12 protein-coding genes are annotated in these 14,939 nt (G+C 71.9%); 6 read left to right on the top strand and 6 right to left on the bottom strand.

Going from position 1 to position 14,939, the window contains the following annotated elements; all coding sequences use genetic code 11:
• Positions 1–73 precede the first annotated feature (73 nt).
• Complete coding sequence (locus IEY95_RS13380; RefSeq protein ID WP_189186204.1) at positions 74–2,473, top strand: cation-translocating P-type ATPase; 2,400 nt, start codon at positions 74–76, stop codon at positions 2,471–2,473.
• A 13-nt stretch (positions 2,474–2,486) separates the two neighbouring features.
• On the opposite strand, the gene IEY95_RS13375 is transcribed toward IEY95_RS13380, so the two are convergent.
• The 3 genes from IEY95_RS13375 to IEY95_RS13365 form a co-directional block, all read right to left on the bottom strand.
• Positions 2,487–3,335: a DUF5707 domain-containing protein gene (locus IEY95_RS13375; protein ID WP_189186203.1), complete on the bottom strand. Its 849-nt coding sequence runs from the start codon at positions 3,333–3,335 to the stop codon at positions 2,487–2,489.
• Positions 3,336–3,556: 221 nt separating this feature from the next.
• Complete coding sequence (locus IEY95_RS13370; protein ID WP_189186202.1) at positions 3,557–6,742, bottom strand: sacsin N-terminal ATP-binding-like domain-containing protein; 3,186 nt, start codon at positions 6,740–6,742, stop codon at positions 3,557–3,559.
• Between the two features lie 308 nt (positions 6,743–7,050).
• Positions 7,051–7,977, bottom strand: coding sequence for a DUF3027 domain-containing protein (locus tag IEY95_RS13365; protein ID WP_189186201.1), 927 nt, complete (start codon positions 7,975–7,977; stop codon positions 7,051–7,053).
• Positions 7,978–8,591: 614 nt separating this feature from the next.
• Between IEY95_RS13365 and IEY95_RS13360 the strand changes: the two genes are divergently transcribed.
• The 4 genes from IEY95_RS13360 to IEY95_RS13345 all read left to right on the top strand — a co-directional run bounded on the left by IEY95_RS13360 (position 8,592) and on the right by IEY95_RS13345 (position 12,184).
• The gene (locus tag IEY95_RS13360; protein WP_189186200.1) at positions 8,592–10,025 is read left to right on the top strand and encodes an MFS transporter; all 1,434 of its coding nucleotides are present in this window, start codon (positions 8,592–8,594) and stop codon (positions 10,023–10,025) included.
• A gap of 83 nt (positions 10,026–10,108) precedes the next feature.
• Positions 10,109–10,606, top strand: coding sequence for a DUF2771 domain-containing protein (locus tag IEY95_RS13355; RefSeq protein ID WP_189186199.1), 498 nt, complete (start codon positions 10,109–10,111; stop codon positions 10,604–10,606).
• Positions 10,576–11,334 carry a futalosine hydrolase gene (locus IEY95_RS13350; protein WP_189186198.1) on the top strand — a complete coding sequence of 253 codons (759 nt, stop codon included), beginning with the start codon at positions 10,576–10,578 and terminating at the stop codon, positions 11,332–11,334. The genes IEY95_RS13355 and IEY95_RS13350 overlap by 31 nt, the downstream gene beginning before the upstream one ends.
• Positions 11,324–12,184, top strand: coding sequence for a 1,4-dihydroxy-6-naphtoate synthase (locus tag IEY95_RS13345; RefSeq protein WP_189186197.1), 861 nt, complete (start codon positions 11,324–11,326; stop codon positions 12,182–12,184). The genes IEY95_RS13350 and IEY95_RS13345 overlap by 11 nt, the downstream gene beginning before the upstream one ends.
• Positions 12,185–12,221: 37 nt before the next feature.
• Here IEY95_RS13345 and IEY95_RS50380 read toward each other — a convergent pair whose 3' ends face one another.
• The gene (locus tag IEY95_RS50380) at positions 12,222–12,605 is read right to left on the bottom strand and encodes a cold-shock protein (RefSeq protein ID WP_099503518.1); all 384 of its coding nucleotides are present in this window, start codon (positions 12,603–12,605) and stop codon (positions 12,222–12,224) included.
• A 196-nt stretch (positions 12,606–12,801) separates the two neighbouring features.
• On the opposite strand from IEY95_RS50380, the gene IEY95_RS13335 reads away from it, so the two are divergent.
• On the top strand, positions 12,802–13,053 hold the full coding sequence (locus tag IEY95_RS13335; RefSeq protein ID WP_189186196.1) for a hypothetical protein: 252 nt from the start codon (positions 12,802–12,804) through the stop codon (positions 13,051–13,053).
• A gap of 39 nt (positions 13,054–13,092) precedes the next feature.
• On the opposite strand, the gene IEY95_RS13330 is transcribed toward IEY95_RS13335, so the two are convergent.
• Together IEY95_RS13330 and IEY95_RS13325 are read right to left on the bottom strand one after the other, a co-directional pair.
• The gene (locus tag IEY95_RS13330) at positions 13,093–13,716 is read right to left on the bottom strand and encodes an HAD family hydrolase (protein WP_189186195.1); all 624 of its coding nucleotides are present in this window, start codon (positions 13,714–13,716) and stop codon (positions 13,093–13,095) included.
• 36 nt (positions 13,717–13,752) lie between these two features.
• On the bottom strand, positions 13,753–14,736 hold the full coding sequence (locus IEY95_RS13325) for a hypothetical protein (protein ID WP_189186194.1): 984 nt from the start codon (positions 14,734–14,736) through the stop codon (positions 13,753–13,755).
• Positions 14,737–14,939: the final 203 nt, after the last annotated feature.

Below are 14,939 nucleotides of genomic sequence, written 5' to 3'. Positions count from 1 at the left end.
CCCGTCCTCCCCAGGTCGGATCTTTGGGGCACTCGGCAGGTGAAGCCGTATATCCGCACGTACCGTCGAATGCATGAGCCACATCGACGCGGGCGCCGAACTCGATCCCGTTCACCCCGTGCCCTTGCCCGCCTCCCGGCGGTCGGAGGGGTTGTCCGCCGCCGAGGTGGCCGAACGGGTCGCGCGCGGCGAGGTGAACGACGTCCCGGTGCGCAGCAGCCGCTCGCTGGGCGAGATCGTCCGGGCGAACGTCTTCACCCGATTCAACGCGATCATCGGCGTGCTCTGGCTGATCATGCTGTTCGTGGCGCCGTTCCAGGACAGCCTCTTCGGCTACGTGATCATCGCCAACACCGGGATCGGCATCATCCAGGAGTGGCGGGCCAAGAAGACCCTGGACTCCCTCGCGGTGATCGGCGAGGCGAGACCGACGGTACGCAGGGACGGGGTCGCCGCAGAGGTCAGTACGTCGGAGATCGTGCTCGGGGACCTGATCGAGACAGGGCCCGGCGACAAGATCGTCGTCGACGGCACCTGTGCCGAGGCCGACGGCCTGGAGATCGACGAGTCGCTGCTCACCGGTGAGGCCGACCCCGTGGTCAAGCACCCCGGCGACAAGGTGATGTCGGGCAGTTTCGTGGTCGCGGGCGGCGGCGCGTTCATCGCGACGAAGGTGGGGCGGGAGGCGTACGCGGCGCAGCTCGCCGAGGAGGCGTCACGGTTCACGCTGGTCCACTCCGAGCTGCGGACCGGTATCTCCACGATCCTCAAGTACGTGACGTGGATGATGATCCCGACCGCGATCGGTCTGGTCATCAGCCAGCTCGTGGTCAAGCAGCACGGCTTCAAGGACTCCATCGCGCGGACGGTCGGCGGGATCGTGCCGATGGTCCCGGAGGGGCTGGTCCTGCTCACCTCCGTCGCCTTTGCGATCGGCGTCATCCGCCTTGGCCGGAAACAGTGCCTCGTGCAGGAACTTCCCGCCATCGAGGGGCTCGCCCGCATCGACACCGTCTGCCTCGACAAGACCGGCACCCTCACCGAGGGCGGCATGGACGTCACCGAGCTGCGGCCGCTCCAGGGCGCCGACGAATCGTACATACGCAAGGTCCTCGGCGCGCTCGGCGAGTCGGACCCGCGGCCGAACGCATCGCTCCAGGCGGTCATCGCCGCCTACCCGGACAGCGAGGAGTGGCGCTGCACCGAGTCGCTGCCCTTCTCCTCCGCCCGCAAGTACAGCGGGGCGTCCTTCAGCGAGGGGAACGGGGAATCCAGTACGTGGCTCCTTGGCGCCCCCGACGTGCTGCTGCCCGCCAAGGATCCGGCGCTCGCCGAGACCGAGCGGCTGAACGAGTCCGGGCTGCGGGTGCTGCTGCTCGCCAGGGCCTCCAAGGACCTCGACGACCCGGAGGTCAAGACGGGCGCCCGGCCCACCGCCCTCGTCGTCCTCGAACAGCGGCTGCGCCCGGACGCGGCGGACACCCTGCGCTACTTCGCCGAGCAGAACGTCAAGGCGAAGGTCATCTCCGGCGACAACGCGGTGTCGGTGGGCGCGGTGGCCGGGAAGCTCGGGCTCACCGGCTCCGTCGTGGACGCGCGCCACCTCCCCGACGAGCGGGAGGAGATGGCGAAGTCGCTGGACAAGGGCACGGTGTTCGGGCGGGTCACCCCGCAGCAGAAGCGGGAGATGGTGGGCGCGCTGCAGTCGCGCGGGCACACGGTGGCCATGACGGGCGACGGCGTGAACGACGTACTCGCCCTGAAGGACGCCGACATCGGCGTCTCGATGGGCTCGGGGTCGGAGGCCACCCGGGCGGTGGCCCAGATCGTCCTCCTCAACAACAGCTTCTCGACGCTGCCCTCGGTGGTCGCGGAGGGCCGCAGGGTCATCGGGAACATCACCCGGGTCGCGACGCTCTTCCTGGTGAAGACGGTCTACTCGGTGCTGCTGGCCATCCTGGTGGTGTGCTGGCAGGTCGAGTACCCGTTCCTGCCGCGGCACCTGACGCTGCTGTCGACGCTCACGATCGGCGTCCCCGCGTTCTTCCTGGCGCTCGCCCCCAACACGGAGCGCGCGCAACCCCACTTCGTACGACGGGTGATGCGGTACTCGATCCCGGGCGGGGTCATCGCCGGGCTGGCCACCTTCGTGACGTATCTGCTCGCCCGTCACTACTACACGGGCGAGGGTTCGCTGGACGCGGAGACCAGCGCCGCGACGCTGACCCTCTTCCTGATCTCCATGTGGGTGCTCGCGATCATCGCCCGGCCCTACACCTGGTGGCGGGTCTGCCTCGTCGCCGCGATGGGCGGGGCGTTCCTGCTGGTGCTCGTGGTGCCGGGCCTGCAGCACTTCTTCGCGCTGAAGCTGGTCGGCACCACGATGCCGTGGATGGCGGTGGGCATCTCGGCGGTGGCGGCGGCCGTCCTGGAGTTCCTGTGGAAGTGGGTCGACCGCCGCTTCCCCGCGTAAGGGTGGTGCCGAACTACCTCACGTCGACGTAGTCACCGGTGGCGGAGACCGCCGGGGTGGTCGTCGTGCCCGCGAAGCTGAAGCGCCAGTAGCCGTCGTAGTTGGCGGTGGTGGTGGCCTTCAGGTTGCCGGTCGAGTCCGAGTACACCGTCTTGACGGTGGTGTACGTGCTGGTGCCCGCCTTGCGGAACTGCAGCTTGACCGGCTGGTTGGTGTAGCCGTGGTACAGGTGGTCCTCCCAGTTGGCGCGGCTCAGCTTGCCGGTCGCGGTCAGGGTCGCGCCCTTGGAGACCGGCTCCGGGCCCGCGTTGACCGTCAGCTTGGAGTAGCGCTGGACGCGTGCGGTCTTGTAGTAGTCGTTCCAGTACATGCTGCCGTCGGTGGCGAGCGCGGCCGCCGTGACGTGCCAGGTGCCCGCCAGGGAGTTCGCGTACAGGTCGAGCTGCGGGTCGACGGTGATCGTCAGCTTGCAGGTCGACGTGGTGGCGCTGGCGGCGGTGCAGGTCGCCGCGTCCTCGTTCGGCACCAGCAGGCCGTCGATGTCCGTCTCGACGTCCGTGCCGTGCCACAGGTCGATGTACGCGTCCTCGATGCCGGAGGCGTGCGTGGCGGTCAGCGAGACAGTGATCGTCTTCGTGGTCGTGGTGCCGAGGACGATGTCCTTGCCGCCGTTGACGGTGACGTTGGAGATGGTCGGCTCGTCGGCCGCGGTGGCGAACGCCGACTTCGTGGACGCGTCGAAACGGGACGCGGCGTCCGGCTTGGCGAAGGACGGGACGTCGGCGGCGTGGGCGCCCGGCACGACGAAGGCGGAGAGGGCCAGGGCGCCGGAGACGGCGGCCACGGTGGCACGTATGCGCATGCGATCCCCAAGTGGAGAAAGGGGCCCCGATGGTGGTCGGTCCTCACGGCTCGTCGTCACACGGGGCCCAAATGATCGTGGAGTCTGTTGACTCGGGAGATCAGATCCGCGACCGATGAGAATGGTTGTACGGGGGGTGAATATTTTGTGCGCGTATGAACAAGATCACAGGAAGCTGCCTGGGGCCGCACAGCGTTCAGCCGCGCGGCCCCGGCACAGCGTCAGTCGAACCAGCGGTCCCGCGCCAGTTCCTCCGTGCGGGACGGGTCCTCCAGGAGGGCCGCGACCTCGAAGCGGCGCGGCCACTGTCCGGCCGCCCAGGCGAGTCCGGCCGCGACGCCCTCCAGGGTGGCGGCGTGCAGCACGCCGTCCCGGGTGCGCCGCCAGTCGAGTTCGGTGCCGTCGACGACGAGTTCCTCGTGCTCGACGTACGAGGCCGGGGTCGAGGGACCCAGCAGGACCCGCACGGAGTCCGGTACGTCGTGTTCGGTGCCCTCGGAGTCCACTTCGCCCGTGACGGACTCACTCAACCGCCGCACCTGGAACAGCTCGGCGAGATCGGCGGCACGCGACGGCTGTACGGGGAGCAGCGGCACCCCGCCGGTGAAGGGCAGCAGGTCGGGTGAGTCGACGACCACGGCGTCGGCCGCGTCCACCACGCGCACCTCACCGTCGACGACGGCCCGCAGCTCGTCCGGCAGGGTCACCTGCTCGGGGTCGAGGTCGGCCAACGCGCTGTAGAGGGCGTGCAGTTGGGCGCCCGAGACCTTCCGGTCGGGGTCGGTGAGCCGGTCCAGGAGCTCGGCGGCGCCGCCGGGTTCGGCGAGGAGGGCGTCCACCGAGGTGCGGACGCCGAGCGCCCGCAGCACCTGCTCGTCGTCGAAGCCGGTGGCGTCGGCGGCGTCGTACAGGCCGTGCAGCAGCGGGTCGCTGCCCTCGGCGCGCAGCCCGGCGGGGCGGCGGCCGTCGAGGACGGGATGGCCACGCAGCCACCAGGCGGTGTACGGCCGGACGATCTCGTGCGTGCCGTCCGGCAGCAGGATCCGCACCGGCTGGGTCAGCGCGTCCCGCAGCGGCGGCTGCGAGAGCAGCGCGAGGGCCTGCGGCCACCGCTCGTCGTCCACCAGGTCCAGGTCCCGTACGGCGACGATCTCGGTGGCGACCGGCGGCACCGGCGTGTCCGGCAGCCGGTCGAGGACGTCCTCGCACCACACGTCGACGGCGTCAAGGAGGCCCGCGTCGTCGGGTTCGGCGAAGTCGGAGTCGCGCGGCTCCAGTTCGTCCGGGTCGAGGACGACGTCGGTGGAGCGTACGAGAGCGAAGTTGGCGAGGACGCCACAGGCCGCGAGCGGCTGTTCGCCCCAGCGATCGGCCAACTCGGTGTCGATGAAGGCGAGTTCGTTCTCGCGCATGACCTGCGCGAACGGGCTGCCGGGCAGCACCAGTTCACCCGCGGGCGCGAGTTCGCCCTCGTCGTCCTGGAGGGCGAGGGCGCCGAGCCAGGGCTCGTCGCCGGGCTCCAGGCCGGCGTCGCGGACCAGCGCGAGCACGGTGTCGGCCAGCTCCTCCGTGTCCGGCGCGTCCTCGTCCCACGCCCCGCCGTCGTCGTCGAGCGAGGCGGCGACGGCGGCGCGGACCTGCGGGGTGGTCAGCACGGCGCGAGGCGTGGCCGGGAGGGCGCCCAGCTTCTCCAGGAGCGGGTGGGCGGCGTCCGGGTGGGCGACCTTGAGGCCGAGGCGGGCCAGAGAGTCGGAGGTGGCGGCCCAGGTGTCGTCCGGGGTGGGCCCGTCGGGCACCGGCAGCAGAACCTGCCGGGGGCCGATGGTCGTACGCCCGTCGGCGAGCGGCACGGGCAGCCCGGAGAGCCGATCGGGGTCGACCCCGGCGAGGCTGTCGTAGAGGCTCCGCCACCAGGCCGGGTCCTTCTCGAGGCCGGCGAGGCGGTCCACGGCCTCCGTGAGCGGCACCCGCGAGACCCCCAGCGTCCGGAGCTCCACCCGGCGTTCGAGACCGGCGGGCAGCAGGCTGGGGAGCACCTCGGCGAGGACACGGACGGTCTCGGCTCCGGCACCCTCGACGACCTCGGCGTCACGGGGGCGCAGGGCGGCCGGGTTCTCCGCCGCGCTGGTCTCGGGCCATTCGGTGGGGGTGTCGGGGGTGCTGTCCGGCTCGATGGCGGGCGGCAGGAAGGCGGTGCGCGGCAGCCGGTCCAGGATCGCCCGGCGCAGCGCGCCGTCCAGCTCGCCCTTGCCGAGCGGGCCCGGCACGAGGTCGATGATCCCGGTGTCCACCGGGCGCCAGGCGGCGAGCAGTTCGGCGTACGCGTCCGCCGCGCGCTCCACCAGGAAGTCGGTGAGCGGGCCGGGGGCGGCATGGCGGCGGGTGGTGTCGAGCGGGAGGGAGGCGATGAGCAGGGCGGGCACGCCGAGCGGCTCGTCGCTGGGCGTGGGCGCGTGCACGACGGGGCTGGTGCGGGGGCGGCCGGGGGTGCCGTCGCCGCTGTCCACGGGCACGGCCCAGGTCACCGACCAGTGCGGCCGCAGCCGCTCCTCGACCGGGCGGTCGGCGAGGAGGGCGGGGTCGAGGGGGCCGTGGTGGGAGACGGTGCGGTAGCGGGTGGCGCCCTCGCGGGAGTCCTCGAGGGTGACGCCGTGCTCTTCGGTGCGGCGCCGGAGGGTGCGTACGTCCGCGTCCCCGATCTCGACGACCACTTCCTCCAGGCCCGGCAGGGCGAGCAGGAGGGCGTCGTCGATGCTCTGCAGGAGACGCTCGGCGAGATCCTGGGCGGCGAGGTCCCGCAGGGGCATGATCACGACGGTGTCGTACGGGTCCGGGGCGGTGCCCTCGGCCGTGAACGGCAGCCGGAGCAGGGGCACATGACCGTCTCGCCGGCGGATCTCGTCCCCGAGTCCCGGGCTGTGGCGGGCGGTGTCCCCCGCCAGTTCGCGGGCCTCGGCGAGGGACCAGCGGACGCCGCCGTGCCGCCCGACGACGGCGGGCTCGTCGGTGACGGCCAGCACCGCGGCGAAACCGACGCCGAAGCGGCCGACGGCGCCGACGGCCGTGTCGTGCGTGTCGCGCTTCGCGGAGGCACGGAGCGTGGAGAGCGATTCGACGCCGGTCGCGTCGAGGGGGGCGCCGGTGTTCGCCGCGACGAGTACGTCGTCACGGAGGGTGAGACGGAGGCGGCCGGGGACACCGGCCCTTGCCGCCGCGTCGGCCGCGTTCTGGGCGAGCTCGACGACGAGTCGGTCCCGATAGCCGCCGAGGACGAGGTCCTCCTCGGCGTTGGCGTCCTCGCGGAACCGGGCCGGGCTGGTCGCCCAGGCGTCCAGCACACCGCGTCGCAGGCGCGCCGTCCCGAACGGGTCCGCGCCCTCGGCTGCCGGCCGCACGAACTTGCTCACGGTTCACTCTCCCTCTCGCCTGGCGCGACCGCGAGTGCTGCGCTCGGCCGCGGCATGAAGGTACCGCGCACCGGACCTACCTCCGGCCGGGGCTCTTGGGTTTTCGCCCCTGCGGGTTTCAGGGGCGCGGGGAACTGCGCGGTCTTTTGACAGGGTCTGGGGGCGCAGCCCCCAGGGACGATGGGGGTCCCCCTGCTCTGGGGGTACCTCCCAGGCCCTTGAGGCACTGGGGGAGAAGCCGAGAGCTTGGGGGAGGGAAGGGGCGGAGGGGACGGAGGGGACGGAGGGGACGAAAACAAGCTCCCGGGCTACGAGTGGCCCAGTTCCGCCGAGGACTCGTCCGTCGTGACCGATACCGAACCGGAATCCGGGGAGGGCCGGAGGGGGAAGGGATCCACCCGGGTCTCGTCGATCACCGGCGGGGCCGGCCGCGGAGGCTTCGGCATGACCGCGGCCTCGGAGTGCCCACCACAGCCGTACGAGAGCGAAACCACATGCCCGTCGGCGGGTGAGAACTCATTGGCACAGACACCGAACGCCTGTCCGAGCGAGCCTCCGATGGGGTTGAGGAAGCCACAGCTGACGCACGACGCGGGCGCGGCCTGCGCCATCGCGGTCTTCGCGCCATACCCCTCCTCCCACCGATCGGCCGCGACATGCAGCCCGTACCGGGACAGAACGCGCGCACGGCGCAACCCCAGCTCCTCCGCCACCGCGGCGATCGAGCCACGTCGAGGCGCGACCGGCAGCGTCGCCGGCCTCCCGCCCGCGACCTCCGCGTCCTCCGCCTCCACCAGCTCGGCCATCTCCTCCGAGACCGGCGAGTTCGGCGGCGGCTCGTCCTCGCCGGTGAAACCCGGCTCGAGGCGGAGATCCTCGGCGTCCGTGGGCAGCAGGTCCCCCGGCCCCATGTCACCGGGCCGCAGACGCTCGCTCCACGGCACCCACTCCGGGGCGAGGAGGGCGTCGGGACCGGGCAGCAGGACCGTCTCGTCGAGCGTGACGAACTTCGCGCGGGAGGCGCGGGCCACGGTCACCGCCCAGCGCCAGCCGCGGTAGCCCAGCTCCTTGCACTCGAAGAAGTGCGTGACAACGCGGTCCCCCTCGGAGACCAGCCCTACGTGCTCGCCGACGATGCCGGGTGCGGCAGCCTCCTCGGCGGCGGCGCGTGCGAGGTCGACGGCCTCGGCGCACAGGCGGTCGGGGGTGCGGCTTCGCGTTGTCGCTGCGCTCACAGGTATCGCTTCTCTCCTACGCCGTCTCACGGGTGCGCCGTTTCCCGGCGGGGGTGCGGACGGAGCGGACCGGGGGGCCGCGTCGACGTCCGCGCCCGATCGCACTCGGGCGCACCTACGCCATCCATTCTGCGGGATGGCCGAGAGGCGCGCGGCCGAGAACAATCGCCGCAGGCGCGTTACGCACGCTACCTTCTCCTGGCCCCTGGGCCCACACCGGCGGGGCTCTTCTGCGCTCCGCGCCGGGCTTTCCGCCGCTCCGCGGCCGGGTCTTGGCCGCTCCGCGGCCCGGTCCTCGCCGCTCCGCGGCGTTTTCTTCGGCGCTCCGCGCCGTGTTTCCCGCCCACCCACCCGACTAGGCCCGTCCCACGGGCTCCGCCCGGACACTCGACCCGGCACTCGCCCCGGCGTTCCGCCCGGCTCCGTCCATCCCACACGCTCCGCCCAGACACTCACCCCGACTCCGTCCGCCCCACACGCTCCGCGCGGACGCTCAGCCCCGGCGCTCGTCCATGGCGCTCGTCTGCGGCGTGTGCTCCGGTGTTCCGTCCGACTCGGCGGACGTACGCGCGGTAACCGCACTACGCACGCCCATCTCGGGGCACTATGACGGGGTGGCAGCCGCAAGGTCGCCCCAGGGAGCCACCGGAGTCGGTGGTGGTGCCAAGGGGAGCAGTCGGAGTGGCGGATCGGGCCGCGTGAGCGGGTCCGTCCGTGCGATGGGGCGTGCCCTGCACTTCCCGCTGACGGGGACGGCGCGCGGGATCCGGAAGGCGACGCACGCGCACGGGGCGGGTGAGTCGGGGCTCGGCAAGCTGATCGAGCTGCACGCGGTGAACGGCGCGGGGGACGTCATGATCACCGTCGCCCTCGCCTCCACCGTCTTCTTCTCCGTACCGACCGACGAGGCCCGCGGCCGCGTCGCCCTCTACCTCGCCATCACCATGGCGCCCTTCACCCTCCTCGCCCCCGTGATCGGCCCCCTCCTCGACCGCATCCCGCACGGACGCCGCGCCGCCATGGCGGGCGCGATGCTCGCCCGGGCCTTCCTCGCGCTGCTGCTCTCCAGCGCGGTCGTCACCGGCGGCATCGAGCTGTATCCCGCGGCGCTCGGGGTGCTGGTCGCGTCCAGGGCGTACGGGGTCGTCCGCAGTGCTGTCGTGCCGCGACTGCTGCCGCCCACGTTCTCCCTGGTGAAGGCGAACTCCCGGGTCACCCTCGGCGGGCTCCTCGCCACCGGCGTCGCCGCGCCGATCGGGGCGGGGCTGCAGGTACTCGGCCCGCGTTATCCGCTCTACGGCGCCTTCGCGATCTTCATCGCGGGTACGTTCCTGTCGTTCACGCTGCCGCACAAGGTCGACTCGGCCAAGGGCGAGGACAGGGCGCTGCTCGCCGCGGACGAGGAGCACCTGCACGGGCCGCAGCTGATCAAGAAGAAGGTGCGGCGGCCCGGACTGCGGACCGTCGGCACGGCCGTCACGCACGCACTCGGCGCCAACGCGTCCCTGCGCTGCCTCTCCGGTTTCCTGATCTTCTTCCTCGCCTTCCTGCTGCGCGAGCACCCGCTCACCGGCGAGAGCGCGGCGGTCTCGCTGGGGATAGTGGGCGTCTCGGCGGGTGCGGGCAACGCGCTCGGTACCGCGGTCGGAGCTTGGCTGAAACAGCGCGCTCCCGAGATCATCATCGTGACGGTCGTGGCGTTGGTGCTGGGGACCGCGATCATCGCCGCCCTGTTCTTCGGCGCGGCCCTCGTGGCGTGTCTCGCCGCGGTCGCCGGCTTCGCCCAGGCCCTCGCCAAGCTGTCCCTGGACGCGCTGATCCAGCGGGACGTCCCGGAACTCGTCCGCACGTCCGCCTTCGCCCGCTCCGAGACCCTGCTGCAGATGGCCTGGGTCATCGGCGGCGGCATCGGCATCGTGCTGCCGCTCAACGGCACACTCGGGCTCTCCGTGGCCGCCGCGATCGTCGCCGCGGGATGGCTGACGACCGTACGGGGGCTGCTGAGCTCGGCGCGGCACGGGGGAGCCGCGCGGCCCCGGGTGGCCTGAGCCGGGCGGCCAGGCGGGGGCACGGCACGGCACGCCGCACCCCACGTGGGGAGAGCGCTGGACGTGCCCGATAGCCTTCCGCCATGACATCCCTGCCCCGCGGCAGAGCCGCTAATGGACTCAGCGCTGCGCGCCGCCGTCGCGCCGTTGCCGTCGTCGGCACCGTATCCGCCGGACTTCTCGTCCTGTCCGCCTGTGACAAGCCGACGCCGATGGCCACCATCACGGTCGGCAACAGCTCGGTGAGTTCCGAGACCGACTGCTACAACGACGGCAAGGCGGTGAGCACCGCGGATCTGGCGAGCTGCCTGAAGTCCAAGGACATCAAGTCCATCAAGGTCGACCCCGACGAGACCGTGCGGTTCGGCGTGGACCCGGAAATCGCGGACAACGGCTGGACGATCCTGATGAACGGTCAGCCGCTGACCGAATCCAGCAACAAGACGTACCGCACGATCCCGGGCAGCGTGTTCTTCAACGCGCAGTACGGCGCCAGCGGCAACTCCACGCTCGTCTCCATCAAGGAGGGCGAGAAGACGGTCACCGGGCTGTGGTCCTTCAAGCTCAAGAAGGACTCCTGACCACGTCTTCCGCAGTACGTGTCCTCGTAGCCACCGCGGTCCCGGTCGAACGGGACGCGGTGGCCGCGGCGTTCGCCGGCCCGCTCCGTGAGATCCCGCTCCCCGGGGTGACGCTCCACCGGGCCGGCGGGGCACACCGGTTCGACCTGGTCGCCGCCGGTGTCGGCCCCGCTCTCGCCGCCGCCCGCGCCGCCTCCGCGCTCACCGCGGCAGCCATCGGCGGTGAACCGTACGACCTGGTCGTCTCGGCCGGCATCGCCGGCGGCTTCCCGCCCGACGCCCCCGTCGGGTCGCTCGTCGTCGCCGACGACATCACCGTGGCCGATCTGGGCGCGGACACCGCGGACGGCTTCGTCCCCGTCACCGGACTCGGCTTCGGGACCGTCAGCCACCGTCCACCCGAAACACTCGTACGAGCGATCGCCGCGACCACGGGTGGACGCGCCGGGACGGTGCTCACCGTCTCCACCGTGACCGGCACCGCCGCCCGCGCCGCCGAGCTGCGCGCCCGGCACCCCCGCGCCCTCGCCGAGGCGATGGAGGGGTTCGGGGTCGCCGAGGCGGCCGCGACTCACGGTGTGCCCGTCCTCGAACTCCGCGCGGTGTCCAATCCGGTCGGCCCGCGCGACCGCGCCGCCTGGCGCATCGGCGACGCTCTCGCCGCTCTCACCGAGGGTTTCGGGAAGCTCGCACCCGTACTGGAGAGTTGGAACCCGCATGAGCCCTGAGAAGCTGCCCGAGCCCTTGCAGATCGCGTACTCGCCCTGCCCGAACGACACCTTCGTCTTCGACGCCTGGGCCCACGACCGGGTGCCGGGCGCGCCCGCGCTCGACGTCACCTTCGCGGACATCGACATCACCAATGGCATGGCCGAGCGGGGCGAGTTCGATGTGCTGAAGGTGTCGTACGCCGTGCTGCCGTACGTCCTCGACGAGTACACGCTGCTGCCGTGCGGCGGCGCGCTGGGTCGGGGCTGTGGGCCCCTGGTGCTCACCCGTGACGCCGACGCGGACCTCACGGCGCGTACGGTCGCCGTGCCCAGCGAGAAGTCGACCGCTTACCTTCTCTTCCGGCTGTGGGCCGCGGACGTCGTGGCCGGCGGGGTCGGCGAGATAGTGGTCATGCCGTTCCACGAGATCATGCCGGCTGTGCGGGACGGCAAGGTCGACGCGGGGCTCGTCATCCACGAGGCGCGCTTCACGTACCAGAACTACGGGCTGCACAAGCTCGCCGACATGGGCGAGCACTGGGAGCGGACGACCGGGCTGCCCATCCCTCTCGGCGCGATCATCGCCAAGCGCTCACTGGGCGAGGAGCGTCTCCAGGCCCTCGCCGAGGCGACCCGCGCCTCGGTGCGCGCCGCCTGGGACGACCCCGAGGCCTCCCGTCCCTACGTCCTGGAACACGCCCAGGAGATGGATCCGAAGGTCGCGGACCAGCACATCGGCCTGTACGTCAACGAGTTCACGGCCGATCTGGGCAACGACGGGTATGCCGCCATCCGCGGACTGCTCACACGTGCGGCGGCCGAGGGGCTGGTGCCGCCCCTCGGCCCGGATGCGCTCGCGTTCCCCTAGGGCCTTGTGACAGGCCCCGGACGCGCCCTGGACGGCCCTAGACGTCCAACTGGTCGGCGACGGCTCGCAGCAGGCCGGCGATCTTCTTGCCGGAGGCCTTGTCGGGGTAACGGCCCTTCTCCAGCATCGGCGTGATGTTCTCGAGGAGGGTCGTCAGGTCCTGGACGATGGAGGCCAGTTCGTCCGGCTTGCGGCGCTGAGCGGCCGCGACGGAGGGGGTCGGGTCCAGGAGGGTTACCGAAAGTGCCTGGTCACCGCGCTGACCGGCGACAACGCCGAACTCCACGCGCTGGCCGGGCTTGAGAGCATCGACTCCGGCGGGCAGGACCGAGGAATGAACGAAGACGTCGCCGCCGTCGTCGCGGGAGAGAAAGCCGAAGCCCTTCTCGCTGTTGAACCACTTGACCTTGCCGGTAGGCACGTCTGTCCTCGTCCTCGTACTCGTCGGAAACTGCTCTGAAAACTGCGCCGGCAGTTGCACGGGCAACTGCCGTAAAACGGCTCTGGATAGCACTACAGCGGGTCGTCTGACCCGCCGGTACCAAGGCTAATGGTCCGGCGGCTGGTGACAAGACGTCGCTGGATTGTTCCTTCGCGCAGGGAACTACCCTGGTCCGGTGCGTGACAAAACCCAAGCGAATTCCGCCGAAGCCGGTGACCGGCTGATCCGTGCCGGTGCCATCGTGTTCTTCATCGGAGCCGTGGCCACTCTGGTCACCGTGGCACCGCTGCTGCTCGGTACAACGCCTTTTCCGACCTACATGTTCGGCTTGAGCATGCTCATGGGTGTCGGATTCCTGATGGCCGGAGCCGGCGTGCTCCAGTCCATCGCGGAGGGCCGCCGCCGGGCGCGCGCCGCGCGGGGTTAGCAGTCCTCGCGCGGGAGCGGCCGACGCCCCTCGCGCGGGCTAGCGCAGGTACTCCTCCAGCCACGCCGGGAACTCCGTGAGATCGGCGAGGACGACGTCCGCACCCGCCGCGCGGAGTTCCGCGGCGTCGCACGGTCCGGTGGCCACGGCGACGGAGTACGCGTCCGCCGTGTGGGCGCCGCGCACGTCTCCGGTGTGGTCGCCGACGTACACGCTCGCGCCGTGCTCGCGCAGCGCCACCGCCTTCTGCTCGGCCCACAGGTTGCCGACGACCGCGTCCGCGTCGATGCGCAGATGCTCCAGGTGCAGCTTGGCGCTGGGCTCCCACTTCGCCGTGACGACGACGGTGCTCCCGCCCACCGCCCGTACGGCCGCGACCGCCTCCCGGGCGCCGGGCATCGCCAGCGTGCCGGTGATGGCGTATGTGGGGTACATCTCACGGTAGAGATCCGCGACGGCGGCGACGTCCTCCGCCGGGAACCAGTGGACGAGCTCGTCCTCCAGCGGCGGCCCGAGCCGTGTGACCACCAGATCGCAGTCGATGTACGTCCCTGTCCGCGCGGAAAGTGCCTGGTAGCAGGCATGAATGCCGGGGCGGGAGTCGATCAGGGTCATATCGAGGTCGAAGCCGACGGTCAGCGCGGGGGAAGTCATATGGGCCATTGTGCCCAGCGTCGGCGCGGCGGGGCGGTGCGCCGGTCAGCGTTGCCGCTGGGAGCGCCAGACCAGGTAGAGGGCGGAGGTCACGGCTGCCCCGCGGACGACCCAGGGCCAGGTCTCGGCGACCGCGTCGTTCATGTGGCCCTCGGCGATGGGGGCGCCCCAGCGGCCGTTCGTGCGGCCCCAGAGCCAGACGATGCCGGCCGTGGCGGCCAGGCCGGGCAGTACGAGGACCGCCCACTTCGACTCGGCGGGGGTCAGCCGGCGCGAGCCGTAGGCGATGAGCCAGCCGAGGCCCAGGGCGAACCAGTTGCCGAGGACGGCGCCGGCGACCAGGAGCGCGGCGGCGAGCAGGAGGAGGGGGTTGCTCCAGCCGCTGAGGCCGGCCAGGCGGCGGCGCGGCGTCCGGTCCGTCTCCTCCTCCGCCTCTGCCTCCGGCTCCTTCTGCGGACCCGTCTCCTTCGGTGGCTTCGCCTCCTCGTCCTGCTTCTTCTCGGACGGCCGCTTGAGCAGCTCGGGGATCTCCACGCCTCCGACGAATCCCGGCACGCTGTCGTCGAGCCCGAACGGGCTGCTGTCCACGCGCCACCAGTCCGGCTGCGTGGCGCTGTCGCCGAGTTCCTGCGCGCTCGCCAGGTGCGGCGGGGAGGGGGTGTCGAGGTTCTCGGTGGGTTCCGGCTCCGCGGGGCGCGGCCTCGGGACGACGCGGCGCAGGCCCTTGGGGCGGGGCTCCGGTTCGGTGGCGCGCTGGGTGGGGACGGCGGCCCATGTCTCCGTCCCGGGCGCCCCGTCGCCGCCCTGGCCGGCCGCCGCGACGATCTCGTCGGGGGTGCCGAGGCGGGCGAGGATGCGGCGGACGGCGGCCGGGCTGTCGACGGTCGCCTTGGCCCTGCGGCGGTCGATCTCGTTGCGCAGCTCCGACACCAGCCGCATGCGGGTCGCGGACGGCAGCTGTTGCTGCTGGGCCAGGTCGCCGACCCGGCTCAGGTAGTCGAAGACAAGCTGGTCGCTCTCGATCCCCACGAAGTCCCCTCCGGGGCGCGCGCGTTGGATACCCCGTGCTGACGAAGGTACCGGGTTTCTTCGCCCGCTCCGCCCCCACCCGTCCCACACCCGGGGGCTGTGCCTTCGAAGGGGCACGGGGAACTGCGCGAAGAGCCCCCACCCCCCTGCGGCCGAAACCGGGGGGTCGGGACGGGCAGGGGCGGAGGGGGCGAACACCACCC

This window comes from Streptomyces albiflavescens, assembly GCF_014645835.1.
In the GTDB taxonomy this organism is placed as follows: domain Bacteria; phylum Actinomycetota; class Actinomycetes; order Streptomycetales; family Streptomycetaceae; genus Streptomyces; species Streptomyces albiflavescens.
The sequence above is the reverse complement of the archived record's forward strand: the minus strand, read 5'-3'. Positions and strand labels throughout refer to the sequence as shown.

Excerpts from the sequence above, each read along its gene's own strand:
- IEY95_RS13345 (WP_189186197.1), top strand. The coding sequence starts at position 11,324 with ATGAGCCCTGAGAAGCTGCCCGAGCCCTTGCAGATCGCGTACTCGCCC.
- IEY95_RS13330 (WP_189186195.1), bottom strand. The coding sequence starts at position 13,716 with ATGGCCCATATGACTTCCCCCGCGCTGACCGTCGGCTTCGACCTCGAT.
- IEY95_RS13375 (WP_189186203.1), bottom strand. The coding sequence starts at position 3,335 with ATGCGCATACGTGCCACCGTGGCCGCCGTCTCCGGCGCCCTGGCCCTC.
- IEY95_RS13355 (WP_189186199.1), top strand. The coding sequence starts at position 10,109 with ATGACATCCCTGCCCCGCGGCAGAGCCGCTAATGGACTCAGCGCTGCG.
- IEY95_RS13380 (WP_189186204.1), top strand. The coding sequence starts at position 74 with ATGAGCCACATCGACGCGGGCGCCGAACTCGATCCCGTTCACCCCGTG.